Below are 26,335 nucleotides of genomic sequence, written 5' to 3' on the forward strand. Positions count from 1 at the left end.
CTGCAACTTTCGAGGAGCTGTGCGGCCGTCAGCTCGGGTCGGAGCCGCGAATGGCGGCGAGCCAGGTGGCCGCGGCGGCGGCAATGACCGTCGCGCCGCCGAAAGCGGTTGGGCCGCCGCCTGCTACGTACACCCAGAGCAGACCGGCGAAGGGTGCGACGATGGCGGATTGCGCGTCCAGGAGCAGTCTCCGGCCGAGCGATGCGGCCTGGGTGGCGATGGCCGTGGCCTGCGGGTCCGGCCGGGCGGGATTGTCGATGAGGCGGCCGACCGGTTCGCTATCCCGGAGTCGTCCGGAAGGGTAGACGCGCCGCCCATCGATATACGCTGCACGACCGGACAATTCGGCCGACGACTGGGTGAGCGCGACGAAGGCCGGATCGAAATAGACCGGCAGCCAACGGGTCCGGCCGCCAATGGTGAATTCCAGCCAGGACCGGCTGACCAGTCGATGCTGCTGGCGTACTCGGCGCACGGCCACCTCGCGCCCGTGCTCACCCTTGCGGGTCTGCCCCGGAATCCCGGAAGGCAGATACCCCAAGGCGATGGCCAGGCGAAATGCGCTGTACCCCAGGATGACCAGCGCGACCGCGCCGATCAAACCCACCTGCTCCGAATCGCCGAACGGCGCCCAGGCGAAGCAAATCGCCAGGGCGCCGATCGTCACGATCACCGGATAGGCCAGGGGGTGGCCCGTCCGGAGGGTCACTTGAGGAAGCCGACCTTCGTGTAGTCGGGGCTGGCCAGGCCGAACGCGCCCCAGTTAGCGAGGTCCTTGCGGACCGCGTGGGTGCCGGAGGCCTGGTTGAGCGGCAGTGAATTGACCTGTTCGAAGATCTTCGCGTCGCACTGGTTGGCGAGTTCACGGGCCTTGTCGGGATCGAGCTCGGCCAGTGTCTGATCGATCAGCTTATTGAGCTCCGGCGAGCCGACACGGGCCTTGTTGCCCTGCCAGTTGGCCGGGTCGTAGTAGTAGGTCTGCCGGAGCACGCCGAGCGGCAGGACACCGCCGGACAGACCGAACTGAGCCAGTTCGAAGTTGCCCGGGTTGACCACATTGGTGAAGAGGCCGGTGCCGGGGACGGTCTGGATGGTCAGTTTGACGCCGACCTTGGCCAGGTTGGCCTGGATGATCTTGGCCGTGTCCACCCAGCCGGTCTGGTCGTACATGACATCGCGCAGTTCCAGCTTGCGCCCGTCCTTTTCCCGCACGTCACCCTTCAGCACCCAGCCGAGCGCATCGAGTTCCTTGGCGGCGGCGTCCGGATCGAAGCCAACCACGGACGCATTGTCCTGGTAGCCCTTCTGGCCTGCGATGAAGATGTGGTTGTTCAGCACCTTCGGGTTGTCGACGATGCCGTGCTGGCTGGAATCGACGATGGTCTGCCGGTCGATGGCCTTGGCAATGGCCTGGCGCAGCTTCATGTCCTCGAGCAGCGAACCGGGCGCGCCATTGAACGTCACGATGTTCTTCGACGGCTCTGAGGCGCGGCGAATCTCCACGCCCGCGGCGGCGCGGGCCGCGGAGACGTTCTCCAGCCCGGCCATGTACGCCTCATCCAGTTCATTGTTCTGGATGGCCGGAAGCCAGGAGCTGCTGTCCAGCACGCTGAAGGTGATGTTGGCGAGCACCGGAGTGTCACCCCACCACTTCGGGTTGCGGCCCAGCGTGATCCGGTTCTGCGTCCGGTCGAGATTGGTGATGATGAACGGTCCCGAGCTGACCGGCAGCGAGGTGCGCGCCCAATCATTGAATGCCTGAACGGATTCGGTGGCGGCCTTCGGATACAGCGGCCCGAACAGGCCCTGCCATTCGCCGTAGGGCTGGTCGAAGGTGACGACGGCCTGCCGGTCATCGACGCCGCGCTCAACCTTGCCGACATGGTCGTAACCGGTGGAGGTGGCCACCTGGTAGTCGGGATTGCGGCCGTTCAGGGCCTGCCAATTCGACTGGAAGTCCTCCCACGTGATGGGGGATCCGTCGGACCAGACCGCCTTCGGGTTGATGGTGTAGGTGACGACCTGCGGATTGGTACCCGTCAGTTTGATGTCTGTGTAGTAGTCGTTATCGACGCTGAGCTCACCGGCGGCATTGCTGGTGAAGTTCTGCGGCAGTAGCGGAGTGATGACATCGTTGGTGTCGGTGGTGTTGCCGTCCACGTGCAGCGCATTGAACGATTCCGGGAACGAGGTCAGGGACAGCCGAAGATTGCCGCCATCCTTCAGGTCCGAAACCGGATGCGGGTTGATGTCATTGGTGGTGCCGATGTCGGCGGTGCCGCCCTCACCGTCACTCGAGCTGCATCCGGACACGATCAGACCGAGAGCGACCATGGGTATCGCGAGGCGTGTCAGTGTCGAACGTGTCCGCATGGACCGCTCCTTTCATTCGTTACTTGAGGAACCCGATCAAGGTGTAGTCGTAGGAGGCCAGCCCGGGCGCGCCGTAATTGGCCAGATCGGACCGTACCCCGTAGTTGCCCTCGGACTGGGTCAACGGCAGCGAGTGGCCCTCTTCGAAGATCTTCCGGTCCACCTGATTCGCCAGTTCGATGGTCTTGGCCGGGTCGAGTTCGGAGAGTGTCCGGTCGATCAGGTCATTGAGTTCCGTCGATCCGATGCGCCCGTAGTTGGCTTGCAGATTGTCGGGGTAGTAGCCCCAGATCTGCGGGAGGCTGGCCAGCGGGAAGGCGTCGCCCTGGAAGGTGAACTGGCAGACGTCGAAGTCGCCGGGCTGGATGACATTGGGGAAATACCCCGCGCTGGGCTTGGTGTCGATGGTCAGTTTGACGCCGATTCTGGCCAGGTCGTCCTGGATCAGCTTGGCGATGTCCACCCAGGTGGGGTCGTTGTACATGACATCGCGAATGATCAGCTGCTTGCCGTCCTTGACCCGCACGTCGCCCTCGAGCTTCCAGCCGATGGCGTCCAGTTCGCGGGCGGCGGCGTCACGGTCGAAGCCGAGGCTATTGTCCTGGTAGCCGGTCTGTCCGCGCAGGTAGACGTGATTGTTCAGCGGCTGCGGGTCGGCGACGAGTCCGTTCTGAATGGTCTGGGCGATACGCGTGCGGTCGATGGCCTTCGAGATCGCCACGCGCAGTGCGGGATCGGCGAGGATCGAGCCGGGTGCGCCATTGAAGGTGAGGTGCCGCCACCGATTGCCGGGGGCCTGCCGGATCGTCGCGCCGGGGGTGCTGCGAATGTTCTGCACATCGACGATGGTGGACAGCAGTGCGGCGTCGAGTTCCTTGTTCTGCACGGCGGCGGTCCAGGAGGCGCGGTCCAGCACGCTGACCGTGATGGTGTCGAGCTTGGGGGTATTGCCCCACCATTTCGGGTTGCGGGCCATGACGATTCGGCCCTGAGTCTTGTCGGTGGACTGGATCACGAACGGCCCGGCCGTCAGGCCGATGGCGTCGGCCTGCGCCTTGTTGAAGGTATCCGGGTCCTTGGTGGCCGATTTCGGGTACAGCGTGGCATTGCCCGCGAATTGGCCGCGCCACTCGGCGAAGTGCTTGTCGAAGGTGATGACGGCCTGCCGGTCGTCGACGCCGCGTTCGACCTTCGCCATTCGGTCGAAGCCATTGCTGATGGCGATCAGGTAGTCCTTGTTCTTGCCGCTCAGCGCATTCGCCTCGGAGGCGATGTCCTCCCAGGTGATCGGGCTGCCGTCGGACCAGACCGCCTTCGGGTTGATGGTGTAGGTGACGACCTGCGGATCGGTGCTGGTCAGCTGCACATCGGTGAAGTAGTCGTGATTGACGGTGAGATTTCCGGACGCGTCGGTGTCGAACGCGCGCGGCATCATGGGCCGCACGATATCCGCGATCTCGGCGTCATTGCCGTCGATCTGCAGGGTGTTCCAGTTGGCCGGGAACGAGGTGGAGGCCAGGCGCAGATTGCCGCCGTCGCGCAGATCCTCGCGCGGGTGCGGATTGATATCAGCGGTGACGCCGATCGTCGCGGAGCCGGTGGCGTCCTCGGTGCCGCTGCCACACCCGGTGAGAGTCATCCCCGCGGTCAATGCCAGTGCGGCGCACCATACTCCGGTGCGCACCGGCCCACTGTGTCGACGGATCCGCATTTCGCCACTCCTACCGTGTAGTCACCGGAACTGGCACCGCGTCGATGAGCGCGCGGGTGTACTCGTGTTCGGGACTGGCGAAAATGCGTTCCGCTGGACCGTATTCGATGATCTGTCCGCGGTACATGACCGCGATGTCGTGCGCCAGATTACGCACCACGGACAGGTCGTGGGATACGAACAGATACGACAGCCCACGTTCGGTTTGCAGGTCCCGCAAGAGATTCAGCACACCGGCTTGGATCGAGACGTCCAGTGAGGACACCGGTTCGTCCAGCACCAGCAGTTCCGGGTCCAGGGCCAGGGCGCGCGCGATATTGATGCGCTGCTTCTGCCCACCGGAGAAGTCCGCCGGGTACCGGTCGGCATGTTCGGGCCGCAGTCCCACCTGCTCCAGCAATTGCGGTACCCGCTTGTCGATCTCGGCGCGGGAACGGCCGTCGATGCGCAGTGGTTCGGCCAGCACGTCGGAGATGGGCAGGCGCGGATCGAGGGAGGACGACGGGTCCTGGAAGACGATCTGCATCTTGCGCCGAATCTCGCGGCGCTGGAGTTTGGTCAGCGTGGTGACATCGTGGCCGAGGATCTCGATGCGGCCGGACTCGGGTTTCACCAGGTCCAGGATCTGGGTGAGCGTGGTCGATTTGCCGGATCCGGATTCACCGACCAGCGCCAGGGTGCGACCCGAGCGCACCTCGAAGCTGATGCCGTCCACCGCTTTCACCTCACCGGTGCGGCGACGGAACACCACGCCCTGGGTGATGGCGAAGGTCTTGCGCAGGTCCTGAACGCTCAGCACCACCTGCGATTCGTCGACCTTGGTGAGGCCGACCGCGGGCGATTCGATCTCCTTGCGATAGGCCGTGAACAGCGCGTCCGTCCCGACCTCGGCGGTCCGGATGCAGGCGGCGCGATGCCCGGGACCGGTGTCCTGCAAGGGCGGTTCGGCCGCCTTGCAATCCTCGATCGCGATCGGGCAGCGCGGCGCGAACGAGCAGCCGGGAGGCAGCGCGTGCATGGCGGGCGGGGCCCCGACAATGGGGATGAGCGGGGAGCGGGCGGGGCCGTCGATGCGCGGAATCGAGCCCAGCAGTCCGACGGTGTACGGCATCCGAGGCGCTCGGAAAATCTCTTCCGCCGGAGCGGTTTCAACGATCCGCCCGGCGTACATGACCGCCACTCGATCCGCGAGGGTGGCCGCGATCCCCATGTCGTGGGTGATCATGATGACGCCCGCGCCGGTGATATCACGGGCCTTGCGCAGCAGATTCAGGATCTGCGCCTGCACCGTCACATCGAGTGCGGTGGTCGGCTCGTCGCAGATGATGAGCTCCGGATCATTGGCGATCGCCATGGCGATGACCACGCGCTGGCGCATGCCGCCCGAGAACTCGTGCGGGAACGCCTTGGCGCGCACCGCCGGTTCCGGGATGCCCACCAGATCCAGCAGTTCGATCGCCTTGGCGGCGGCCTCGGCCTTGCTCAGCTTCTTGTGCGCGAGCAGCGCTTCCGCGATCTGATCGCCGATCCGGTACACCGGGGTCAGCGCCGACAGCGGGTCCTGGAACACCATCGAGATCTTGCTGCCGCGCAGCGTGGACATCTGCTTGTCGCCGAGGCCCAGCAATTCCTTGCCGCGCAATCGGACCGAGCCGTTGATTCGCGCCTGCTCCGGCAGCAGCCCCATGACCGCCATGGAGGACACCGACTTGCCCGACCCGGATTCGCCCACGATGGCGAGCACTTCACCATCATTGACCGTGAAGTTCACCCCGCGTACGGCCTCGACCCGCCCTTCCTCGGTGGGAAAGGACACGCGCAGCTCGGACACCTCCAGCAGCGGCGTGGTGGTGGCGCGCACGCGCTCCGCCGAATCGTCGCTCATGCCTCGACCTTTCGAGCCTTCTTGGATCGCGCCCGCTTGGCGCTGGGATCGAACGCGTCCCGCAGCCCGTCACCGATCAGGTTCGCGCACAGCACGATGGTGATCAGGAACGCGCCGGAGAACATGAAGGTCCACGGATAGGTCAGCGCCGACGCGCTGTACCGCCCGATCAGCGAGCCCAGCGACACGTCGGGCTGCTGCACACCGAATCCGAGGAAGCTCAAACCGGTTTCGGCCATGACCGCGCCGCCGATGGCGAGCGTGGTGTCGATGATCAGGATGGACGCGATATTCGGGACGATGTGGGTGGTGATCACCGTCCAGGTGGATGCGCCCATATAGCGTGCGGCGCGCACGAATTCGCGTTCCTTCAGGCTCATGGACAACCCGCGAATGATGCGGGCGCTGATCATCCAGCCGAAGAAGGCGATCAGCAGGGTGATCAGGATCAGCGAATTATTGCCCTTGGTCTTCGGTGCGAACAACGCGATCATGATGAAGCTGGGGATCACCAGCAGCAGATCCACCAGCCACATGATGGCCCGGTCGGTCCAGCCGCCCAGCAGTCCGGCGGTCGTCCCGGCAATGGTGGCGATGATCGCGGAGATGAAGGCCGCGCCGAACCCGATCATCAGCGACTTCTGCAAACCGTGCAGGGTCTGCGCCAGCACATCCTCACCCGAGAGGGTGGTGCCGAACCAGTGCTTGCTGCTCGGCGGTTTCAGCCAGTGCGAGCGCACCGGATCCAGATCCGTGTAGGAGTAGGTGATGAAGTGCGGCAGCACGAATGCGGCCAGCCACACCAGGATCAACACCACCAGCGCGACCACGGCGACCTTATTGCGCAGGAAGCGCCGCACCACGAGCTTGCGGCGCCCGGTTGCCCGCGGCGCGCCCTGGACGATCATTTCTACTTCGGTCACGACACACGCACCCTGGGGTCGAGAAGGGCGTACGCGATATCGGACAGCAGGCCCGATACCAGGATCACCACACCGGCGAACACGGTGGACGCCAGCACGATATTGATGTCCTGCGCGCCGATTCCATTGACGATCCATTCACCGATGCCGTGCCAGCCGAAGATCTTCTCGGTGAAGGTCGCGCCGGTGATAAGACCGCCCAGGCTGTAGGCGAACAGTGTGGCCATCGGAATGAGCGCGGTGCGCAGTCCGTGCTTGTAGAGGGCACGGCTGCGGGTCAATCCCTTGGCGCGCGCGGTGCGAATGAAATCCTGGCTCAGCACATCCAGCATGGCATTGCGCTGATATCGGCTGTACGCGGCCATGGTGCCCAGCGCCAGGCCCAGAGTCGGGATCACGAGATGCTGCGCCCGGTCCACGATCTGATTCCACAGCCCGCTGATCTGGGTGGCCGAGGTTTCACCGGTATAGAGGAAGATCTGCGTGCCGGTGGCCTGATTGATATGCAGCGCACCGAATTTCAGAATGGTCGCGAGCAGGAATACCGGGGTGGACAGCAGCAGTAGCGATAGGACGGTACTGAAATAGTCGCTGAACTTGTATTGCCGTATCGCATTGGCCGCACCGATCAATACGCCCAGCACGGTGCCGACCAGCGACCCGATCAGCAGCAGGCGCAGGCTGACGCCGATCCGGCGCGGCAGCTCCTCGGTGATCGGCTGCCCCGGCAGCGTTTTCCCGAAATCACCCGTGACGACGCCGCCCGCCCACGCCAGATAGCGCTGCGGGATCGGATCATCCAGATGCAGTTCGGCGCGTTTCTGGTCGATCACCGATTGCGGTGGTCGCGGATTGCGCTGTTCTAGATAGTCGAGCGGGGTGAACGTCAGTGAGGCCACCGTGAACACCATGAACGACGCCAGCACAAGCAGCACGACGTAGTTGAGCGCACGTCGCAGCAGAAAACCGGCCATCAGTCCCTCTCGGGTCGAGTCTTAGCCCCAGATCATAGGGACAGGAGAGGTCGATCGCGTGGTACGCGTAGCCAATGGCGGGCAATCCGGGGTGTCTCCCCGGAATCGAGACGGCCACGAACCGCCCTGAGTGGACACTCGCGCCCGGCGCTCGAGGCAGGATGGACTAGGTGACACTCTTTCACCTGCCCAAACCCAAGATGGTCGCCACCGATGTGGATGGCACGCTCATCGACCACCGTGAGCAGGTGAGCGCGCGCACCAAAGCCGCGGTGGACAACCTCATCGCGGACGGTGTGCCGTTCGTGCTCGCCACCGGCAGGCCGCCGCGCTGGATCGATCCGGTCGTGGAGGGACTCGGTTACGCGCCGCTGTGCGTATGCGCCAATGGCGCGGTCATCTACGACAGCGCCAATGACCGCATTCTCGCCACCTACACCCTCGATGTGGACACCTTGGCCTGGGCCGCCGATATCGCCGAGCGCCTGCTCCCAGGCTGCGGCCTGGCCGCCGAGCGTGTCGGTTCGAGCGCCCACGACGCCGCTACCCCGCAGTTCGTGAGCTCCCCGGAATATGAGCACGCCTGGCTGAATCCGGACGACACCGAGGTCTCCCGCGCCGAGGTCATCTCCGCCCCCGCCATCAAAATGCTCATCCGCCTATCCGGGGCCTCCAGCGCCGATATGCGAGCCGTCCTGGAACCCGCCCTCGCGGGCCGCGCCGACCTCACCTACTCCACGGACAACGGCCTCATCGAACTATCGGCCCCCGGAGTCACCAAGGCCACCGGACTGGCCTCGGTGGCCCAGCGCCTGGGCGTCCAGCACGCCACCCTGATCGCCTTCGGCGACATGCCCAATGACGTCCCCATGCTCCGCATGGCAGGCCACGGCGTAGCCATGGCCAACGCCCACCCCGAAGCCAAAGCGGCCGCCGACGAGGTAGCCGCGGCCAACCACGAGGACGGCGTAGCCCAAGTCCTCGAACGCTGGTGGACATAAACCCCTAGCTGGAAAAGGTGAGGGAGCTCTGGTGGCGGGAAATCGAGCTGATTTCCACCACCAGAGTTCCCTCACCGGTTTGTTAAGGGCCCTCGGGGGATTCGGGGATTTCCGAGGGGATGGGGGACGCTTGGACTGGTTCGCTGGGGACGTCGGGGATGGGGGCGACCGGGGGTGCGCCCGCGCTGTAGTTCTTCAGGACGGTGGTGACGATTCCGGTCAGCTTGCTGAAGATCAGTGAGCCGTTCTGGAAGTCGGTGCGGACGCCGTCTTCGACCGGGTATTCATTGCTCAGGGGGAGGCCGAGAACGCCTGTGCCCGAGCCCAATTGGAGGAAGCGCTCCAGGATTTTGCCGACCACGGCGAAGATCTGGCCATTCGGGGTCGAGTAGACGTAGCCGTTGACGAACTGGGCGGATTGGCCACCGTCCGCCGTGACCATGGGGACCGACTTCGGTTGTCCGAGTGTGCTGTTCGGGCCGCCTTGTTCGCTCCAGTACTTCGCGACGGGGCTGCGGTCGATGAGGCCGAGCAGGCGCTGGGTGAGGGCGGCCAGGGTGGCGATGTCGGTGTCGGTGGAGTCGTTGGTGGTCGGCCCCTGCTGCTGCGGGTTACCGGCATTGCGCTGCTGCGGCTTCGTCGGCGGCGTGGTGCTGGGGGCGACGGCATTGGTGCCCCCGGCCGCTTGTTCGGCGATCTCGCGAATGCGGTCCATGAGGTCGTAGGCGGCGTCGCCGGGGCAGGTGGTGTTGCCGACATCGCGGTGCGCGAACACATTCGGCAGTTTCACGGCCTGGCCGAGCGCGTACTTGGTGTAGTCGCTGCCCTCGGAGGTCATGGTGGTATTGCCCTCCGGGTCGAGCCCGGCGACCTTGGCGCGCCAGCCGATGAACTTGCCCATCGACTGCAAGGCCACCTCGGTCGGCGCCTCCTCCGTGTGATTGCCCATGAAGGCCACACCGGCGGTATTGATATTGAATCCGCCCGCGTGCGCGCCCTCGACCGCGCGGTCGAGCCCGCCGTAGCGGCCCTCGAAGATCTGCCCGAACTTGTCGACCAGCGCGTTGTAGCCGATATCGCACCAGCCCAGCGTTTTCGCGTGATACGCGTAGATGGCGCGCACGATGCCCGGGGACTCGGCCTTGGAGTAGTCATTGCGACCGGCGGTGTGGTGCACGGTGATCGCGGAGACACCGTCGTCGTAGGTGGGTTCCTCGCAGCGCATCGATTCGTCCGCGCCCCACTGCGCGCGGGTGATCACCTTGGGTCCGCCGCCGGGCAGCGCGGCCGCCACCTGGGAGAGGTTCTCGTCGATCGCGCCGCGGCCCGGATCGATCAGCACCGCGGCCAGTTTCTCCAGATTGATCTGGGCGGGATCGGTGGAATCATGCGCGAGCGGTCCCGGCGTGATCGAGTCCTCCGGCACGGGCTGGGCCGCAGGCACGGGCTGAACCGCGGGCACCGGTTTGGCCGCCTGCGTCACCAGCACCTGCACCCGCTTGGTCTGGCCGACATAGAGCGGTTCGGTGCCGGTGCGTTGGGCGCCCTTGGCGCGGGTGTCGACCTCTTCGGTCGGCTGCCAGGGTCCCCAGGTTCCGTCGGGTCGTTGCGCGCGGATCATGGCGGCGGTTCCGGCCATTTGCTTCGCGGTCAGGGCGACCATGCTGAACGGAGTGTCGCGGGAGAGTTCCTTGACCTGCGCCCCGACCTTGTCGACCAGATCGCGCGGGACCGCGCCGGGAGCGAGGGCGGGCGTCTTCGGATCGCCCTGGACGATCGGTGCGGCGGGAGACACCGCGGCGGGGCCTTCGGGAGCGGGGGCCGCGGCGGGAGCGACACCGGGATCTGTTGGGGCCGAAGGATTGTCACCCGCGGCGGCGGGGGCATCGGCGGCCACGATCGGCGGCTCGGCGGGCATTTCCGGTGCGGGAGCGCTACCGGGATCGCCGGATTCGGCGGGTTCGTGCTGGGTGTCCGGTCCCGGTTCGGCGATCAATCGGGGACTGGAGGGGAAGGGTCCGGGGGACTTGCTGGGCGCACCGGTCTTGTCGTTCTGACCTAGTCGCGGAAGGGGTATTTCGCTGGGTAGTCGGATCCCGGCGGGGAGCGGTAGTCCCGGCGGCACCTTGATCGACTTGGGTAGCGACAGCATGCGCAGATCGGACAGGTGGAGATCGGGCAGGTTCAGCCCGGTCAGTTCGCGTAGCGGCAGCGTGATGTCGGGTGCGGTGGACAGTGCCACCTCGGCCAGATTGGCCGGTATAGCTGCCAGATTGCTCTCGTCGGTGGACCGGATTTCCGGGGAGTCACTCAACGCCAGGATCCCCATGGGCGCGGTGATGGCCAAGATGGTCGCTACCGGGAGAAGGTACGAGGTCTTGCTTCTGCGGTATGGCATGTACAGCTCCCATTCCAGGTAAATCCGTTGAACTTCGCCGGAACGGCAAGGTTGCTTACCGGCGCGTCTCGGATCACACTAGTCCCAACTGTCACAATCCCTGAATCTTTGGTTGAGGATTAGCCTTCGATAACTCGAATGTAGCTTCGGCTCTCGAAAGAATGGGTATGACATGCCGAACGGGTATCTACACCAGCGTCGGAAACGACAACGACTGATCACCCTGTCCCTCGCCGCCGCCACCCTTACCGGAGGCACCGCCGTCCTGCTCTGGGCCTGGCCCGACGGCGACTATCTCCCCACCACCGCCGCGGGTCCGGGCCACGGCCGCGGCCTCAGCCAGACCGGCGCCTTCGACCACTCCCAGCAGGGCTGGACCGCGGATACCATCCTGGCCCACTACTATCCGGGTGCGGATCTGGGCGCGATCGGCCCGACCACGGTCCGGGTCCGCATCACCTCCAGCGACGACAAGCCGCTCGTCGTGGCCTCCGACTCGGCCTTCTTCGTCGCGGGCCGCCGCGTCATCCCCGGCCAGGCCGCGCACCTCACCCCCACCGCCACCGGCGCGGACATCACCATCACCCAGGGCTGCACCGGCGAAACCCTGTGGGAGGGCACGACCGACGACCCCTACGCCTACCCCGCCGCCGACGGCACCAACCGCCCCGCCAATGAGCAACTCGAGATCTGCGGCGGCAACGCCTACCGCGGCGTCCTGGGCGTAGCCCTCGACAACGGTTCCTACCGCACCATCAACGACGTCGACGTGGACGACTACCTACAAGGCGTGGTCCCCGCCGAAATGGTCCCCAACTGGGCCGACCAGGGCGGCGCGGAAGCCCTACGCGCCCAAGCCATCGCGGCCCGCTCCTACGCCCTCGCCGAACAGCGCTACTCCTACGCCCAAACCTGCGACACCACCGACTGCCAGATGTACCCCGGCACGGACAAGGAGGACGCCCGCACCAGCGCCGCCGTCCAAGCCACCTCCGGCCGAGTCCTATTGCGCCAGAACCACATCCTGCGCTCCGAGTACTCCGCGGCCCCGGACGGCGGCACCCCCACCCCGGTCGAGACTCTCGAAGTAGGCCCCTCGATCGACCAATTCCCCGCGGCAGCAGCACCATCCACCCCCGGTCTCCCGTTCCTGACCGATCCGGCCGCGCCCACCGAGACGGCTCCGACGGACCCGGCCTACCCCGACTCGACGCCGGTCGATCCGTCCGCCCCCGAACTCTCGACCCCCACCACCGCAACAGACACCGAATACTCGTCCCCGAACCCCCGAACCCGGGTAGGCGCTCCAGCCCCGCTGCCGCCCAACACCTTCCGAGTGCTGTCCGACCAACTCTGGTCCACGCAGCCCGCGACTCCTGAGGTCGCCATCAAACCGGTCCTCCCGCCGAACACGGCCGCGCCCAGCACCGCCTCCACCCCCACACCACCCTCGATTCCGTTTCCGATCCGAACCCCGCAGTTGACGATCGCGTCGAATCCGCTTTATCCGGACCGCCCCTAGCGGGGTGCGGCCAGTTCCGTGGCAACGGGATCCGCGCCGAGGGGAATCAGCCAATTCAATGCGGCTGTCGGTGCGAATTCCGCCATGCGCACTGACAATTCGGCTTTCTGGTCGTCGGTCAGGGTGGCATTGTCGCCGCGGAGGCGGTCGACGGCCTCTCGGTACATCAGCAGGTATTTGCGTTGGGCCGCCAGCATTTCGACGGATCCGGACGATCCGTGGCCCGGGTACAACGTGAGTCCGGACAGTTCTTCGGTGAGGTGGTCGAGGGCGGCCAGCCAGTCGGTGGAATGGCCGTCGGTCATGTAGGAGTGGACGCCGCCGAAGGCCAGGTCGCCTATGAAGGCGACGCGTTGGGTTTCGGACTCGACGAGAATCCAGGTGTCGGAGTGGCTTTCGGCGGGGCCGACCTCGTGGGGGGTGAAGCGGACGCCGTCGATTTCGATGGGGGAGCCGCTCTCGATCAGGTGGTCGGGGACTCGGTAGCGGTCGGGCCATTCTGCGCCGTAGGTGGGGCCCCACTGTTCGCGCTTGGCGATGGCGCTTTCGGCGATCACCTTCGCTACCGAGGCGGTCGCGTAGACCGGTGCGTCCTCGGGCATTACGTAGGGCAGGCCATTGAAGTGGTCCGGATGCGGATGGGTCACGAATGCGGCCAGTAGTGGCTTGTGTAGAGCCGCCGCTCGGGCGGCGAGTGCCTTCGCGTCGGAGACGAGGAGGTTGGCGTCGATCAGGATGACGCCCTGCGCCGTCTCGATCAGGTAGCTGTTGACGAAGATTCCGGCCTCGGCGGCCGTGTAGGTGTGGATGTGGAACTCGTTGGTCATTGCGGTTTTTCCCTCTCCATTACGGTAGAGGGGACGTTAGAAGGCTGCGCCTGCCGCCGAAAGAAGGCACTTTGAAGTGCCCTTCACCTCCGGAGCCGAGATGACCCTGACCATCCCCGACGTTCTCGAGGAAAGCTGCGCTACCCGCCAGGCCTTGGAGAGGCTGTCCGCGAAGTGGCGGATCCTGTTGGTCTATGCCCTTCTCGACGGGCCGCACCGGCACGCCCAGCTGCGCCGACGGCTTCCCGGCATCACCCAGAAGGTTCTCACCGAAACGCTCCGCCACATGGAAGCCGACGGGTTGGTGACTCGTCACGTCTACAAAGAATCCGCTCCGCAGCACATTGAATACGCCCTGACTGTCCTCGGAAAATCCCTGGAGGAACCTTTGGCCGCCATCTGCGCGTGGGCAATCGACCATCCGAAGGGCATCCAGCCGTAGGCATTTCGGAATTGCTCAGAGTGGACCGTCAGGTGTGTTATTGCCGAATTGCCACTCTGTGATTCGCATCGCTCCTATTGGGCCCTTGTCCAGTTTGCGTGATAGGAATTCACAGCCGGTGTCGAACGCGCGCGATACCGACTGAATCGACGTCATCGTCTCAGTCAGCTTTTGTTTTATGTCAACGGCATTCGGTCTTCGGGGGATCGGGGTCGGGGAGGATTCGGGAATCATGGTCAAGTTTCGGAACGTAACCGCCAAGGTGATCGCGGCGGCATTGCCGGTCGCCGTCGCCATCACGTTCGCCGGTGGCGCGCAGGCCCAGGGCGCTCCGGTGGCCGCACCGGCCGCCATCGTGCAGACCGCCGCGGCGCCGATCGAGACCGCTCCGGCTGTCGTCGAGGTCGCGCCCGTGGTCGAGGTCGCACCGGTCGCGGCTGCGGTCGAGTTGCAGGACATTGCCACCAATCCTGATGCACAGGACCACGATCCGGTGCACAACGGCATTGCCGCCGGTGCCGGTATCGGCGCTGCCGCCGGTGCGGTCATGGGCGCTATCGCCGGGCTGGGCATCCTCAGCATTCCGGGCGCGCTCGGCGGGGCCCTCAATGGCGCGCTGTGGGGCACCGTGATCGGCGCTCTCGTCGGCGTGCTGCGCCCGGACGTCGTCCCGCAGGTTCTGCCCTGACGTTCTGACGATTTCGAAGAGGCGGCATCCCGGACGCGGGGTGTCGCCTCTTTCGCGTTCGGGCGGTCAGCTGATGGTGGTGTCGCCGAAGGATTCGGACAGCGCGCGGAGCAGACCCGCGAGTTGATCGCGGTCGGAGGCGTCGAGGTCCTTCAGCAACCGCTGCTCGTTGGCCACGTGCAGGGGGAGGAGTTCGTCCACGAGGGCGCGGCCCTTGGGAGTCAGGTGGACTCGGACCGCGCGGCGGTCCGTGGGGTCGGGGATGCGTTTTACGAGGTCCTTGGCGGCCAGGCGGTCCAGGCGGTTGGTGATCGCGCCGGAGGTGACCATGGCCGCCTTGTTCAATGCGCCTGCGGTCAGGCCGTTTTCGTCATTGGAGCGGCGGAGGGTGGCCAGGACGTCGAACTCCCAGAACTCGAGTTTGTGCGCGGCGAAGAAGGTGCGGAACTCGTGGTCGAGGATGCGGGAGAGGCGGGTCAGGCGGGCCATGATCTCCATGGGGGAGACGTCGACGTCAGGGCGTTGCTGACGCCAGGCGGCGGTGATCAGGTCTACGGCGTCCGGCATGGTGGTTCCTCTCGAGGGAAACAATCTCAACATCAAGATACTTGACACTAAGGCATCGTAGATGGTGTTATCTCAACGTTGAGATTATCAATGAGGAGCTAATGATGAACACCCGCCGCGCCGGTACCGCCTCTTACGCGGGCGTCCTGGCCATTACCGGACTCGCACCGCTCGTGTGGGGCTCGACCTACGCCATCACCACCGAGTTCCTGCCGCCGGACCGGCCGTTGTTCACCGCCCTCATGCGGGCGCTGCCCGCCGGGCTGCTGCTGCTGGCCGTCACGCGGAAACTGCCTCAAGCACAGTGGATTTGGAAGGCGGGTGTGCTCGGCGTGCTGAATATCGGCGCGTTCTTCCCGCTGCTGTTCCTGGCCGCCTACCGGCTGCCTGGCGGTGTCGCCGCCGTACTCGGCGCCGCCGCCCCGCTGATCTCGCTCGGACTGGCTTCGATCGCTCTGAACGACAAGCTCACCACCCGGAAGGTGCTCGCGGGAGTGATCGGATTGTTCGGTGTCGCACTGGTGGTGCTGCGGGCCTCCGCCGCACTCGACACCCTCGGCGTGATCGCGGGACTCCTCGGAGCCACCTCGATGGCCTCCGGCACCATCATGACCAAGCGCTGGGGACGCCCGGAAGGTGTTACGCCGCTTGCCATGACGGGCTGGCAGCTCACCGCCGGTGGCCTGCTACTGCTCCCGCTGGCCCTGCTGGTCGAGGGCATGCCGCCCGCACTGGACGCCTCCGCCATCGGCGGCTACCTGTACCTCGGCGTGATCGGCACCGCCCTGGCCTACGCCCTCTGGTTCCGCGGCCTGGCCGTCGCCAATGCCACCTCGGTCGCCTTCCTCGGACTGTTGAGCCCGGTGTCGGCCGCCATCATCGGCTGGGCAGCGCTCGGCCAGTCGCTGGCCCCGCTCCAGGTGCTCGGCATGGGAATCGCGCTCGGCGGCACCCTGCTCGGCCAGCTGGCCACGGCCCCGCGCCCCGCCGCCCAGCCCACCCCCGAACCCGTCCGCACCGCCGCTTGATCCCACCTGCCGCAGCACCCCACCTCGCGCGGGAATCGCTGCGGCAGTCGTTTATCCACAGCAAGTCACCCTCCGGCGCTCCGCCGCCGGGACACCAACCAGCATCAGGAGTGAGAAGTCATGCGTATCACCGTGTTCGGAGCATCAGGCGGAGTCGGCAGCCGGGTCGTCGAGGAAGCGCTGAGCCGGGGCCACCAGGTGGTGGCGGTCTCCCGCCACGCCGACCGCCTGCGCGGACTGCCCGCCGCCGTGGAAGTCCGCACCGGCGACGTCTCCGATCCCCACCAGGTCACCAGCCTGAGCGAGGGCAGCGACGTGGTGATCAGCACCACCCGCCCCGACCTCGGCCGCGAAGATGACCTCGTCGCCGCCGCCGAAGCACTATTGAAAGGCCTGGCGAACAAGGGAACCCGCCTGCTCGTGGTCGGCGGCGCAGGCAGCCTCACCGTGCCCGGCACCGGCAAAACCGTGATCGAACAACCCGACTTCCCCGCCGACTGGATCCCCATCGCCGCCGCCTGCAACCACCAACTCGACGTCTTCCGCACCGCCGCACAGCAACCCGACGGCGGCCCGGTCGACTGGGCCTACCTCAGCCCGCCCGCCCTCCTCGAACCCGGAGACCGCACCGGCACCTTCCGCCTCGGCACCGACGAACTCCTCATCGACGAGCACGGCAACTCCGCCATCACCATGGCCGACCTCGCCGTAGCCCTCCTGGACGAGGCCGAACACCCCAAACACCACCGCACCCGCTTCACCGTCGGCTACTAGGGCTTTCATCATTCGGGTATCGGGTAGTCAGCGGAAGCGATGTATGGATTGGTCATCGTCGACTCCAGGTGAGAGACGGAAGAGGGTGAATAGACGTGCAGCCCAAGTGGACTCAGATCAGGAGCTGGTCACCAAGCACGATGACGGCCACAACGGCAAGGCAGGAAAGGTGCTGTAGAGCTGGAAACAACGCTATGCGCGGGTATTTCGCGGCGTAACCGTCTAGCCGTCCACAACCGTCTACAACGGGGGACAATGCACGGCTACCGTGGACGCATGGATCCCAGCGGGGATGGCGTCACAGGTGAGCGGCTGCGCGCCGCGCGGGAGGCGGCGGGGCTCAGCCTGTCGGCGCTGTCCGCGCGGACGCATTACAGCAAGGCTCTGCTCGGACTTCTCGAGACCGGGCAGCGCCAGGTCAGGCCGGAGCATGTGTGCGCCTACGTCGATGCGCTGGGGGTCGGCTCGATGCTATTCGTGGAACCGGCCGATGGTGAACGGGCGGCGGCGGAGTGGATTCAACGGGCGTCGGCATCAGACATCGGCGGGGACACCCTCGAGCGCCTGGAGCTGGCCGTGGACGACCTGGCTTCTGCGTATCCGACCACACCGCCCGGCGAACTTCTGCTGCGCATTCGGCAGCATCTCGGGTACGCCGGACGCTTGATGGACAGCCGCAAGACACTGACCCAGCATCGCCGGTTGCTGGTCATAGTCGGCTGGCTGTCGTTGCTGGCGAGCACGTGTCATGTCGACCTGGGCGAAAACTCCGCTGCTGCGGCGCGCGGACACCTGGCGTGGAAGCTTGCGGACGAGGCGGGACACCGGGAGATCGCGGCGTGGTGCCTGGAGACACGGGCATGGCAGAAACTGACGGGTGGCGAGTTCACGGTGGCGGCCGAGTTGGCCTGTGCGGCACAGGCTCTCGCTCCTGAGGACGGTTCGGCATATATCCAAGCCACCGCTCAGGAGGGCCGTGCACTGGCACGGCTCGGGGACGGCCAAGGGACGTACAAAGCGCTACGCCGCGTCGCCAGGCTGGTGTCCGGTCTGAGTATCCCCGACCGTCCCGAGCACCATTTCCGATACGACCCGGCTAAATCGAATGCCTACGTGGCCACGACATTGGCATGGCTCGGTGATCCGGCGGCGGAGTCCTACGCCCGGCACGTTCTCGTCGATCTCTCGGATACCGCGTCCGCCCGCCCGCGCCGGATCGCCTCGGCCAATCTGGATCTGGGGCTTGCCCTGGTCGCGGCCGACAAGCCGGACGAAGCGGCGCACGTGGCGCTGGCAGCGGTGGAGTCCCGGCGACTTGTGCCATCGAACTACTGGCGTGTGTCCGAGGTGGTCTCCCGTATCGAAGACCAAGACGCGGCGGACGCCGCAACGGTCCGCGAAGCCTTCCGCGACACCTACCGGGCGTAGCGGCAGTTCGGCGGAATACGGCACGGTGTCCGTTTATCACACCCGGAGGGACGGCGCATGAGAAAGCCGCCGCCCGAAACCTTGCCTGAGCTAAGGGTTTTCGGGCGGCGGCTCACTGGTGAGCAAGGCTCAGACGAGGCGGAATCCCGCGCCGACGCCATTGTTGCGGTCGATATCGGCCAGGACCATGCCGATATTGGTGGACAGATCCGGCTCGTGGATCAGATCGCCCGCACCCTTGCAGGACGGCAGGTCGATGGAGACCGGGCCGAGTTCGATATCGGTGCCGGCGACGATCATGCCGATCAGCCGGTCACCCAGGATGACCGGTGCGCCCGAGTCGCCGTGGTCCGCGCAGACCTGGCTGCGGAAGTAGGCGGGCTTGACCTCCCAGACCGGACCGCAGGTGTAGCCCGTGGTGCGGCCGTTCTTGCACGGAACATCGCCGATCTTCGGTGCGGACCCGACGCCATTGATGACCGACTGCGCCACCTGACGGGTCGGGTTCACCCGGGACGCATCGAATTCGATGATGGCCCAGTCATTTCCCTCGGACTTCTCGGCGATCTTGCCGATGCCACCGCTGCGGGTGTACTCGGCGGCGATCCGCGAGCCGACCTGTCCGCAGTGCCCGGCGGTCAGGCCGACGAGGCGGTTCTCGCGGTCATAGCCGATCGCGGTGAGTGTGCATTCGGCGCTGGAGTCCGAGCCATCGATTTGCTCGATGTAGATGCCGGAGCCTCCACCCAGTACCACCGGGGCGATCGCGTCGGCGGTCCCCCCGGTGAACAGCACGGTGGAGCCCAGGACAGCCGTGACCACGGCCGCCCAGCGCAGAACTCGGGCGCGGCCCGTTGCGAACATTGATTCCCTCATCCCCAGAAAAAAGATCTTCCGTGCATACTCTTACGCTTGACCTTGACGCTACGTCAACTTGCATCCTGGAATTCATCGAGGTGAACAAAGGAGGAAAGGACGGAACGTGGGAGCAAGCGAATGGTCCATCCAGGATCTGGCCAAGGCCGCCGGGACCACCAGCCGCACATTACGGCATTACGGTGAACTCGATCTGCTGCCGCCGAGCCGGATCGGAACCAACGGCTACCGCTATTACGACCAGGAATCCCTGGTGCGGTTGCAGCGGATTCTGCTGCTGCGCGAACTCGGCCTCGGCCTACCGGCCATCGCCGAAGTGCTCGCGGGACAGACCGATACGGCCGCCGCACTACGCACCCATCTGGAATTGCTGAAACAGGAGCAGGACCGGCTGGCCCGCCAAATCGCCTCGGTGCACACCACATTGCGCAAAACGGAAGCAGGTGAGCCACTCATGGCACAGGAAGTATTCGACGGATTCGACAACACCCAGTACAAGGACGAGGTCATCGACCGCTGGGGCAAGGATGCCTGGGACAGCGGCCAGCAATGGTGGAAGTCCATGTCCGAAGCCGAGAAGAAGCAGCATTTCCAGACCCACCTGGATATCGCCGCCGACTACGGCCGCGCCCACACCGCCGGTCTCCCGGTCGACAGCGACGAAGTGCAGGCCATCGTGCGCCGGCACTACGACTGGGTCACCATCGGCTGGCAGGGCAAGCGTGGCAACGCGGAATATTTCAATGGCCTCGGTGAAATGTACGTCGCCGACCCACGATTCGCGATCAACTACGACAAGCACGGTGAAGGCACCGCCGTCTACGTCCGCGACGCGATGAAGGTCTTCGCCGCCGCGAACCTGTCATCCGAATAAAGGGTGCCCGGTTCACCGCGTGACACCCTGAATTGGGGACGCCCGCTCTCGTTTCGGCCCGGTAGAGTTCGCGCCGAAACGAGAGGGGGAGGTCCCATGAACTACCCGTACGGCCAGCAGCCCGGGAACCCCGGTCCGCAGTATCAGCAGCAGCCCGCCTACCCGCAGCAGTCGGGTTATCCACCACAGCAGGGCTTTCCGCAGCAAGGCTATTCGCAACCCGGATACCCCGCGCCGGGATATCCGCCCGCCTACCCGCCGCCCGCTCCGAGCGGCGGCACCGCCATCACCGCGGCGGTGCTAGCCACCCTCCTCGGTCTGCTGGCCGGGTTGGCCGGCGTCGTCATGATCGGCGTCGGCGCTACCACGAAGTCGAAGCACGACAGCTACGGCAGTCACAGCTCGAGTGCGTCCGATGGCCTGTCGTCGCTCATGCTCGGGCTGGGCGTCGTGGTCATCGTGATGGGCGTGCTCTGGTTCGCCGGAGCCATGCTGCTGTTCGCCCGTAAGGCAGCGGGCCGCTGGATGCTGGTCGTGCTGTCCTCGCTCGGCCTGATCGGCAATGTGATCAGCGTCGCGAACAGCTCGAGCCCGGGCTCCGGCGCGTTCGGCGGACTGCTCGGCCTCGCCGTGCTGGTGCTCGCCGCCGTCCCCGCCACGGGCAAGTGGATCGCGGCCGGAAAGCCGCAGTCGCGATCCCCTTACCCGCCCGCCGGTGGATACACGCCGTACCCGTACTGACGGAAACCTATGCGGCGCACATGGATTGCATGACGCCGCGCAGGATCGGCGCACCGTAGGTGGTGGGCGCGAAGGCCAGGGTCTGCGCCATGGACAGCGGGGTGGTGACGGTGGAGGCGACTCCGGTGAAGCCCGCGATCGTGGTGCCGAGCGTCATGAGCAGGCTGGCGGTATCGAGGGTGAAGGTGATGAGCGCGAAGACGTTCTCCACCTTCACATCCGACAGCGGCACCGTGTTCAGGCCGCGGCCCTCGAAGATGTCGAAGCCGAGGTTGGCCAGGAAGGTCATCGGGCCGTAGTCCAGTGCGTCCACGATCGGGCCGAGCTCTTCGGTGCGGCGCAGCATCATGATGTCGGCGACCCGGTTGTCGCGCAGGAAGCCTTGCAGCGCATCGGCTCCGGAGTTCACCGCGTTCGGATCCACGGGCAGGCCCGCGGTGCTGGTCAGGAAGTTGCGGGTGCGCTCGACCAGATCGGCGGTCTTCAGTTCCGCGAGCGGAGTGCAGCTGCCGTCGGCGAGGGTGAGCTGGTTGGCCAGATCGACCAGCGGCTGCGGCAGGGCCACATGCTCGTCGGGCAGGTCCAGTTGCAGCTTCTGATAGGCCCCGGAGGTGTTGCAGCCCAGCGACAACTGGTTCTGCACGGCGCGGGCCAGGGACTTCACGCCATTGAAGAGCGCGCCCACGATCGGCTTGAGCACGAAGCCGACGGTCGGCACCAGGCTGGAGGCGAGCTGGGCCGGGATCTTCACAATGCGGGTGGCGAGGATGAACACCTCGATCACGTCATTGACGCTGAGCGATGAGACCGAGACGGTCTTGTCGATGCGGCCGGTGCGAATGGCGTCGAGGGTGTTCACCAGATTGCTGACGATCGGATCGTCGAGGAACTGGGTGCGATCGTTGATCGGGCCCGTCGGCAGTCCGGCGCGATGCACGCGGACCTGCGCGATGGACATCCGGAAGTCGTTCACCTGCTGGTCGTAGGCGGACTGCTGCCCGACCGGCACGACGGTCCGGAGGGCGGTGGCGGCATTGGTGACAATGTCGTCGAACGTTGCCGCACCTTTGCCGCAGAGGCCGTCTGCCTCGGCGACGGGCACTGCGGCGAGGGTTTCCCCATCGGCGCGGGCCGGGGCGGCGGTGGGGAGGAGTGCGACGGTGCTGAGCACGGCAGCGAGGGTCAAAGCGCCCGCGAGCGGGGCAAAACGGGGGAACCGCATGTATCAGGTCTTCCGGGTCGATCGTGGGCACCGGCCGCAAACTGCTCACGGCAACCGAACTGGTCGAATGCTCAGTTCGGGTTGCTATGTAATACAGCCCCCATTACCTGCTTGTCCGCGGTTTCGTGAACATTGGGCTAATACCTCGACAAGACCTCTCATTCAGTGGGATGACAGCCCGCCGACCGGCCGGTACCCTCACCACCCGCGAAACCGGCCTCCGGGAGCCCATCAACCCCGCTCGTAGAGCGTCCGTCAACTCCACCTGATGGAGCCGACGCACGCCCGCAGGTTCTGCCGGTACGCTGGGCACCCGTGACCGTCGCATCCCCCTTCGATCTCATTGTTGTCGGCTCCGGTTTCTTCGGGCTGACCGTCGCAGAACGCACCGCCAACCTGCTGGGCAAGCGGGTATTGGTCGTGGAACGCCGCTATCACCTGGGCGGCAACGCGTACTCGGAGGCGGACCCCGAAACCGGTATCGAAATCCACAAGTACGGTGCTCACCTCTTCCACACCTCCAACAAGCGGGTGTGGGATTACGTGAATCAGTTCACGGAGTTCACCAAGTACCAGCACCGCGTCTTCGCGCTGCACAATGGCCAGTCATACCAATTCCCCATGGGCCTGGGGCTGATCTCCCAATTCTTCGGCCGCTACTTCACCCCGGAAGAAGCGCGCAAGCTGATCGCCGAGCAGGCCTCCGAGTTCGACTCCAAGGACGCCGCCAATTTCGAAGAGAAGGCCATCTCCCTGATCGGCCGCCCGCTCTACGAGGCGTTCATGCGCGACTACACCGCCAAGCAGTGGCAGACCGACCCCAAGAACCTGCCCGCCGGCAATATCACCCGCCTGCCGGTGCGCTACACCTTCGACAACCGGTACTTCAACGACGCCTACGAGGGCCTGCCGAAGAACGGCTACACCGCCTGGCTGTCGAAGATGGCCGAGAACGACAACATCGAGGTCCGCCTCGACACCGACTGGTTCGACGTGCGCGACGAGATTCGCGCTCAGAACCCGGACGCCCCCGTCGTCTACACCGGTCCGCTGGACCACTACTTCGACTACCGCGAGGGCGAGCTCGGCTGGCGCACCATCGATTTCGAGACCGAAGTGCTGGAAACCGGTGACTTCCAGGGCACCTCGGTGATGAACTACAACGATGCGGACGTCCCTTACACCCGCATCATCGAGCCGCGCCACTTCCATCCCGAGCGCGACTACCCGACCGACAAGACGGTCATCATGCGCGAGTTCGCGCGCTTCGCCGAGACCGGCGACGAACCGTACTACCCGATCAACACCCCCGACGACCGCGCCAAGGTGCTCGCCTACCGCGAACTCGCCAAGAAGGAAACCGCCGCGGAGAAGGTGCTCTTCGGTGGCCGCCTGGGCACCTATCAGTACCTGGACATGCATATGGCGATCGGCGCGGCACTCAGCATGTTCGACAATGTGCTGCGCCCGCATCTGGAATCCGGCGAGCCCCTGGTGGACGAGAGCGAATGACCGCACAAGCGATGCTGGAAGAAATGACCACCGAGACCCGCGCCAAGTCGCTGCTGCAGCGCATCATCCTGCCGCGGCCGGGCGAGCCGCTCGACGTGCGCACGCTGTACCTCGAGGAATCCGACACCAATGCCCGGCGCGCGCACGCCACCTCGCGCACCTCGCTGTCCATCGGCGCGGAGTCCGAGGTGTCGTTCTGCACCTACTTCAACGCCGTCCCCGCCAGCTACTGGCGGCGCTGGAGCGTGCTGAAGTCGGTCGTGCTGCAGCTGGAGCTGAACGGCCACGGCCGCGTCGACGTCTACCGCTCCAAGGCCGACGGTTCGCGAATCCACGTGCAGGGCAGTGAATTCAGCACGCCCGGCGATTCCATCGCGGCCGCCGACATCGTCGAGTTCGAGGTGGATCTGGGCCCGTTCGAGGACGGCGGCTGGATCTGGTTCGACATCACCACCGACAGTCGGGTCGAACTGCACAGCGGCGGCTGGTACGCGCCGATCGATGCGCCGGGCGAGGGCTCCATCGCGGTCGGCATGCCGACCTTCAACCGCCCCACCGACGCCGTGAAAACCATTGCGGCCCTGGGTTCCGACCCGCTGGTGCTGGAGAAGATCAAGGCCGTCATCATCCCCGACCAGGGCACCCGCAAGGTGGTGGACGAGCCCGGTTTCGCCGAGGCCGCCGCGCCCCTGGGCGACCGCCTGGCCTTCCACAACCAGCCCAATCTGGGCGGTTCCGGCGGATACAGCCGGGTCATGTACGAGGCGCTCAAGACCACCGACGCCGAGTACATCGTCTACATGGACGACGATATCGAGATCGAGCCGGACTGCATCCTGCGGGCACTGGCCTTCTCGCGCTTCGCCAAGTCGCCCATCCTGACCGGCGGCCAGATGCTCAATTTGCAGGAGCGTTCGCACCTGCACACCATGGGCGAGATCGTGGACCGCTCCATCTTCATGTGGACCGCGCCCCCGACCGTCGAGTACGACCACGACTTCGCCAAGTACCCGCTGCGCGACCGCGACAACTCCAAGCTGCTGCATCGCCGCATCGATGTGGACTTCAACGGCTGGTGGACCTGCGTCATCCCGCGCAGTGTGGCCGAGGAGATCGGGCAGCCGCTGCCGCTGTTCCTCAAGTGGGATGACGTCGAATACGGTTTGCGCGCACGCGATCACGGCTATCCGACCGTCACCCTGCCGGGTGCGGCCGTATGGCATATGGCGTGGAGCGACAAGGACGACGCCATCGACTGGCAGGCGTACTTCCACCTGCGCAATCGCCTGGTGGTCGCCTCGCTGCATCTGCCGAACGACGGCCGCCCGATGGTGGTCAACACCATCAAGGCGACGCTGAAACACCTGCTCTGCCTGGAGTATTCGACGGTCGCCATCCAGAACGAGGCCATCCGCGACTACCTGGCCGGTCCGGACAAGCTGTTCGACCTGCTCCCCACCGCGCTCGGCAAGATCCACGCCATGCGCAAGGAGTTCCCGGACGCGGTCGTGGTGCCTTCCTCCACCGAGCTGCCCTTCGCCAGTCATGCGGGCGTCGGCGCGGTCGGCGAACCGGGTAACCCGCTCGCCAAGGTCGCCCGGCTCGGCAAGGGCGTGCTGCACAACTTCCGCAAGGCGGATCCGAAGCATCACGAGACCCCGCAGCTGAACGTCCCCACCCTGGACGCGCGCTGGTTCCTGCTCTCGCAGGTGGACGGCGTCACCGTCACCACCGCGGACGGGCGCGGCGTCGTCTACCGCAAGCGGGATCCGCGTAAGGCCATGGAGCTCTTCAAGGAGGCCATGCGCCTGCGCAAGGAGCTGGCCGAGCGCTTCCCGGAGGTGCGCGAGCAGTATCGTCGCGCGCATTCGCATCTCACGAGCAAGGCGGCGTGGGAGGACATCTTCGGAATCGACTCCGACGCGCACTCAGGAAACGAGCCCAAATGACCGCATCCGTGCCGACGCCCGATCCGGACCGTGGTTTGCATGTAGTTCGGGGGGGACACAGCGTTCCCGAAGCCCCGCAGGCGGCGGCTCCGGTCGCCTCGTCTGCCGAGGTCAAGATCCTCAACCTGGTGCAGGGCACGATCGGCCGCAGCCCGGCCGTGGTCAAGGCCGCCAAGGGCATGTCGTATTTCGGTGACCACTCGCTCGGCTGGGTCGGTATCGCGGCGGTCGGCGCACTCGCCGACAAGCCGCGCCGCCGCCAGTGGGCCGGGGTGGCCGTCGGCGCGTTCGGCGCACACGCCGCTTCGGTCGTGATCAAGCGCATTGTTCGCCGTCCGCGCCCGAATGATCCATCGGTGCAGGTCAACGTGTCGACGCCGGGCAAGATGAGCTTCCCGTCCTCGCACGCGACATCCACCACGGCGGCGGCTGTGTTGCTCGGCAGGCTCACCGGGTTACCCTTGCCCGCGGTGCTCGTCCCTCCGATGCTGCTCTCCCGGGTCGTCCTCGGTGTGCACTACCCCTCCGACGTGCTCGCAGGCTCCGCGCTGGGCGCGGCATCCGCCGCCGCAGTGCTCGCCGCCGAAAAGAGATTCGCCAAGTGACCGCCCAGGGAGAAA

The 26,335-nt window shown here is 65.8% G+C and carries 23 protein-coding genes; 12 read left to right on the forward strand and 11 right to left on the reverse strand.

All coding sequences use genetic code 11. The annotated features are described in order from the left end of the window. Nucleotides 1-28: 28 nt before the first annotated feature. The 6 genes from AB0N05_RS20355 to AB0N05_RS20380 form a co-directional block, all read right to left on the reverse strand. Nucleotides 29-709, reverse strand: coding sequence for a hypothetical protein (locus AB0N05_RS20355; RefSeq protein WP_364696126.1), 681 nt, complete (start codon nt 707-709; stop codon nt 29-31). Next, nucleotides 706-2,373, reverse strand: coding sequence for an ABC transporter family substrate-binding protein (locus tag AB0N05_RS20360; protein WP_364696129.1), 1,668 nt, complete (start codon nt 2,371-2,373; stop codon nt 706-708). The genes AB0N05_RS20355 and AB0N05_RS20360 overlap by 4 nt, the downstream gene beginning before the upstream one ends. Nucleotides 2,374-2,392: 19 nt before the next feature. Further along, nucleotides 2,393-4,012 carry an ABC transporter family substrate-binding protein gene (locus tag AB0N05_RS20365; RefSeq protein WP_364696544.1) on the reverse strand — a complete coding sequence of 540 codons (1,620 nt, stop codon included), beginning with the start codon at nt 4,010-4,012 and terminating at the stop codon, nt 2,393-2,395. An 82-nt stretch (nt 4,013-4,094) separates the two neighbouring features. Beyond that, nucleotides 4,095-5,969, reverse strand: coding sequence for an ABC transporter ATP-binding protein (locus AB0N05_RS20370; RefSeq protein WP_364696131.1), 1,875 nt, complete (start codon nt 5,967-5,969; stop codon nt 4,095-4,097). Next, nucleotides 5,966-6,892, reverse strand: a complete 927-nt coding sequence (locus tag AB0N05_RS20375) for an ABC transporter permease (protein WP_364696133.1) — start codon at nt 6,890-6,892, stop codon at nt 5,966-5,968. The genes AB0N05_RS20370 and AB0N05_RS20375 overlap by 4 nt, the downstream gene beginning before the upstream one ends. Beyond that, the gene (locus AB0N05_RS20380; protein ID WP_364696135.1) at nt 6,889-7,866 is read right to left on the reverse strand and encodes an ABC transporter permease; all 978 of its coding nucleotides are present in this window, start codon (nt 7,864-7,866) and stop codon (nt 6,889-6,891) included. Before AB0N05_RS20380 ends, AB0N05_RS20375 begins: the two co-directional genes overlap by 4 nt. Nucleotides 7,867-8,066: 200 nt before the next feature. On the opposite strand from AB0N05_RS20380, the gene AB0N05_RS20385 reads away from it, so the two are divergent. After that, nucleotides 8,067-8,867, forward strand: a complete 801-nt coding sequence (locus tag AB0N05_RS20385) for an HAD family hydrolase (RefSeq protein ID WP_364696547.1) — start codon at nt 8,067-8,069, stop codon at nt 8,865-8,867. An 82-nt stretch (nt 8,868-8,949) separates the two neighbouring features. Here AB0N05_RS20385 and AB0N05_RS20390 read toward each other — a convergent pair whose 3' ends face one another. Further along, the gene (locus AB0N05_RS20390; protein WP_364696137.1) at nt 8,950-11,265 is read right to left on the reverse strand and encodes an N-acetylmuramoyl-L-alanine amidase; all 2,316 of its coding nucleotides are present in this window, start codon (nt 11,263-11,265) and stop codon (nt 8,950-8,952) included. Nucleotides 11,266-11,437: 172 nt separating this feature from the next. Here AB0N05_RS20390 and AB0N05_RS20395 point away from each other — a divergent pair, with 172 nt between their 5' ends. Beyond that, a complete protein-coding gene (locus tag AB0N05_RS20395) occupies nt 11,438-12,787 on the forward strand; it encodes a SpoIID/LytB domain-containing protein (RefSeq protein ID WP_364696139.1) in 1,350 nt (449 codons plus the stop codon). Here the strand turns inward: AB0N05_RS20395 and AB0N05_RS20400 are convergent. After that, the gene (locus tag AB0N05_RS20400) at nt 12,784-13,614 is read right to left on the reverse strand and encodes an MBL fold metallo-hydrolase (protein ID WP_364696141.1); all 831 of its coding nucleotides are present in this window, start codon (nt 13,612-13,614) and stop codon (nt 12,784-12,786) included. The genes AB0N05_RS20395 and AB0N05_RS20400 overlap by 4 nt on opposite strands. 100 nt (nt 13,615-13,714) lie before the next feature. On the opposite strand from AB0N05_RS20400, the gene AB0N05_RS20405 reads away from it, so the two are divergent. Both AB0N05_RS20405 and AB0N05_RS20410 read left to right on the forward strand, forming a co-directional pair. Continuing rightward, entirely contained in the window at nt 13,715-14,056 is a 342-nt protein-coding gene (locus AB0N05_RS20405; RefSeq protein ID WP_364696143.1) for a helix-turn-helix domain-containing protein, read from the forward strand. Between the two features lie 232 nt (nt 14,057-14,288). Continuing rightward, nucleotides 14,289-14,744, forward strand: coding sequence for a hypothetical protein (locus tag AB0N05_RS20410; protein WP_364696145.1), 456 nt, complete (start codon nt 14,289-14,291; stop codon nt 14,742-14,744). 66 nt (nt 14,745-14,810) lie between these two features. On the opposite strand, the gene AB0N05_RS20415 is transcribed toward AB0N05_RS20410, so the two are convergent. Next, nucleotides 14,811-15,311 (reverse strand): MarR family transcriptional regulator, encoded by a 501-nt coding sequence (locus tag AB0N05_RS20415; protein WP_364696147.1) that lies wholly within the window; start codon nt 15,309-15,311, stop codon nt 14,811-14,813. Nucleotides 15,312-15,412: 101 nt separating this feature from the next. On the opposite strand from AB0N05_RS20415, the gene AB0N05_RS20420 reads away from it, so the two are divergent. The 3 genes from AB0N05_RS20420 (at nt 15,413) to AB0N05_RS20430 (ending at nt 18,541) form a co-directional block, all read left to right on the forward strand. Beyond that, nucleotides 15,413-16,339 carry an EamA family transporter gene (locus AB0N05_RS20420; RefSeq protein ID WP_364696149.1) on the forward strand — a complete coding sequence of 309 codons (927 nt, stop codon included), beginning with the start codon at nt 15,413-15,415 and terminating at the stop codon, nt 16,337-16,339. 120 nt (nt 16,340-16,459) lie between these two features. Continuing rightward, nucleotides 16,460-17,113, forward strand: a complete 654-nt coding sequence (locus AB0N05_RS20425) for an NAD(P)H-binding protein (RefSeq protein ID WP_364696151.1) — start codon at nt 16,460-16,462, stop codon at nt 17,111-17,113. A 276-nt stretch (nt 17,114-17,389) separates the two neighbouring features. Continuing rightward, a complete protein-coding gene (locus AB0N05_RS20430) occupies nt 17,390-18,541 on the forward strand; it encodes a helix-turn-helix transcriptional regulator (RefSeq protein WP_364696153.1) in 1,152 nt (383 codons plus the stop codon). Nucleotides 18,542-18,670: 129 nt separating this feature from the next. Here the strand turns inward: AB0N05_RS20430 and AB0N05_RS20435 are convergent, their stop codons facing one another. Next, entirely contained in the window at nt 18,671-19,405 is a 735-nt protein-coding gene (locus tag AB0N05_RS20435) for a S1 family peptidase (protein WP_364696155.1), read from the reverse strand. A gap of 118 nt (nt 19,406-19,523) precedes the next feature. Between AB0N05_RS20435 and AB0N05_RS20440 the strand changes: the two genes are divergently transcribed. Beyond that, a complete protein-coding gene (locus AB0N05_RS20440; protein WP_364696157.1) occupies nt 19,524-20,291 on the forward strand; it encodes a MerR family transcriptional regulator in 768 nt (255 codons plus the stop codon). A 96-nt stretch (nt 20,292-20,387) separates the two neighbouring features. Then, nucleotides 20,388-21,032, forward strand: coding sequence for a hypothetical protein (locus tag AB0N05_RS20445; protein WP_364696160.1), 645 nt, complete (start codon nt 20,388-20,390; stop codon nt 21,030-21,032). Nucleotides 21,033-21,039: 7 nt separating this feature from the next. On the opposite strand, the gene AB0N05_RS20450 is transcribed toward AB0N05_RS20445, so the two are convergent. Next, on the reverse strand, nt 21,040-22,203 hold the full coding sequence (locus AB0N05_RS20450; protein ID WP_364696163.1) for a hypothetical protein: 1,164 nt from the start codon (nt 22,201-22,203) through the stop codon (nt 21,040-21,042). A 366-nt stretch (nt 22,204-22,569) separates the two neighbouring features. On the opposite strand from AB0N05_RS20450, the gene glf reads away from it, so the two are divergent. The 3 genes from glf to AB0N05_RS20465 are packed head-to-tail and all read left to right on the forward strand — an operon-like array spanning nt 22,570 to nt 26,320. Then, a complete protein-coding gene (gene glf / locus AB0N05_RS20455) occupies nt 22,570-23,766 on the forward strand; it encodes a UDP-galactopyranose mutase (RefSeq protein ID WP_364696165.1) in 1,197 nt (398 codons plus the stop codon). Further along, nucleotides 23,763-25,715, forward strand: a complete 1,953-nt coding sequence (locus AB0N05_RS20460; RefSeq protein WP_364696168.1) for a glycosyltransferase — start codon at nt 23,763-23,765, stop codon at nt 25,713-25,715. The genes glf and AB0N05_RS20460 overlap by 4 nt, the downstream gene beginning before the upstream one ends. Next, the gene (locus AB0N05_RS20465) at nt 25,712-26,320 is read left to right on the forward strand and encodes a phosphatase PAP2 family protein (protein ID WP_364696171.1); all 609 of its coding nucleotides are present in this window, start codon (nt 25,712-25,714) and stop codon (nt 26,318-26,320) included. The genes AB0N05_RS20460 and AB0N05_RS20465 overlap by 4 nt, the downstream gene beginning before the upstream one ends. The last annotated feature ends 15 nt before the right edge of the window (nt 26,321-26,335 follow it).

Origin of the sequence: Nocardia sp. NPDC051030, assembly GCF_040683015.1 — a bacterium.
In the GTDB taxonomy this organism is placed as follows: Bacteria; Actinomycetota; Actinomycetes; order Mycobacteriales; family Mycobacteriaceae; genus Nocardia.

Bases quoted from the DNA above. Each gene is read 5' to 3' on its own strand.
- AB0N05_RS20405 (WP_364696143.1), top strand. From the start codon at position 13,715: ATGACCCTGACCATCCCCGACGTTCTCGAGGAAAGCTGCGCTACCCGC.
- AB0N05_RS20370 (WP_364696131.1), bottom strand. From the start codon at position 5,969: ATGAGCGACGATTCGGCGGAGCGCGTGCGCGCCACCACCACGCCGCTG.
- AB0N05_RS20465 (WP_364696171.1), top strand. From the start codon at position 25,712: ATGACCGCATCCGTGCCGACGCCCGATCCGGACCGTGGTTTGCATGTA.
- AB0N05_RS20380 (WP_364696135.1), bottom strand. From the start codon at position 7,866: ATGGCCGGTTTTCTGCTGCGACGTGCGCTCAACTACGTCGTGCTGCTT.
- AB0N05_RS20365 (WP_364696544.1), bottom strand. From the start codon at position 4,012: ATGACTCTCACCGGGTGTGGCAGCGGCACCGAGGACGCCACCGGCTCC.
- AB0N05_RS20425 (WP_364696151.1), top strand. From the start codon at position 16,460: ATGCGTATCACCGTGTTCGGAGCATCAGGCGGAGTCGGCAGCCGGGTC.
- AB0N05_RS20445 (WP_364696160.1), top strand. From the start codon at position 20,388: ATGAACTACCCGTACGGCCAGCAGCCCGGGAACCCCGGTCCGCAGTAT.
- AB0N05_RS20360 (WP_364696129.1), bottom strand. From the start codon at position 2,373: ATGCGGACACGTTCGACACTGACACGCCTCGCGATACCCATGGTCGCT.
- AB0N05_RS20385 (WP_364696547.1), top strand. From the start codon at position 8,067: ATGGTCGCCACCGATGTGGATGGCACGCTCATCGACCACCGTGAGCAG.
- AB0N05_RS20430 (WP_364696153.1), top strand. From the start codon at position 17,390: ATGGATCCCAGCGGGGATGGCGTCACAGGTGAGCGGCTGCGCGCCGCG.
- AB0N05_RS20435 (WP_364696155.1), bottom strand. From the start codon at position 19,405: ATGTTCGCAACGGGCCGCGCCCGAGTTCTGCGCTGGGCGGCCGTGGTC.
- AB0N05_RS20395 (WP_364696139.1), top strand. From the start codon at position 11,438: ATGCCGAACGGGTATCTACACCAGCGTCGGAAACGACAACGACTGATC.
- AB0N05_RS20410 (WP_364696145.1), top strand. From the start codon at position 14,289: ATGGTCAAGTTTCGGAACGTAACCGCCAAGGTGATCGCGGCGGCATTG.
- AB0N05_RS20390 (WP_364696137.1), bottom strand. From the start codon at position 11,265: ATGCCATACCGCAGAAGCAAGACCTCGTACCTTCTCCCGGTAGCGACC.
- AB0N05_RS20420 (WP_364696149.1), top strand. From the start codon at position 15,413: ATGATGAACACCCGCCGCGCCGGTACCGCCTCTTACGCGGGCGTCCTG.
- AB0N05_RS20415 (WP_364696147.1), bottom strand. From the start codon at position 15,311: ATGCCGGACGCCGTAGACCTGATCACCGCCGCCTGGCGTCAGCAACGC.
- AB0N05_RS20460 (WP_364696168.1), top strand. From the start codon at position 23,763: ATGACCGCACAAGCGATGCTGGAAGAAATGACCACCGAGACCCGCGCC.
- AB0N05_RS20400 (WP_364696141.1), bottom strand. From the start codon at position 13,614: ATGACCAACGAGTTCCACATCCACACCTACACGGCCGCCGAGGCCGGA.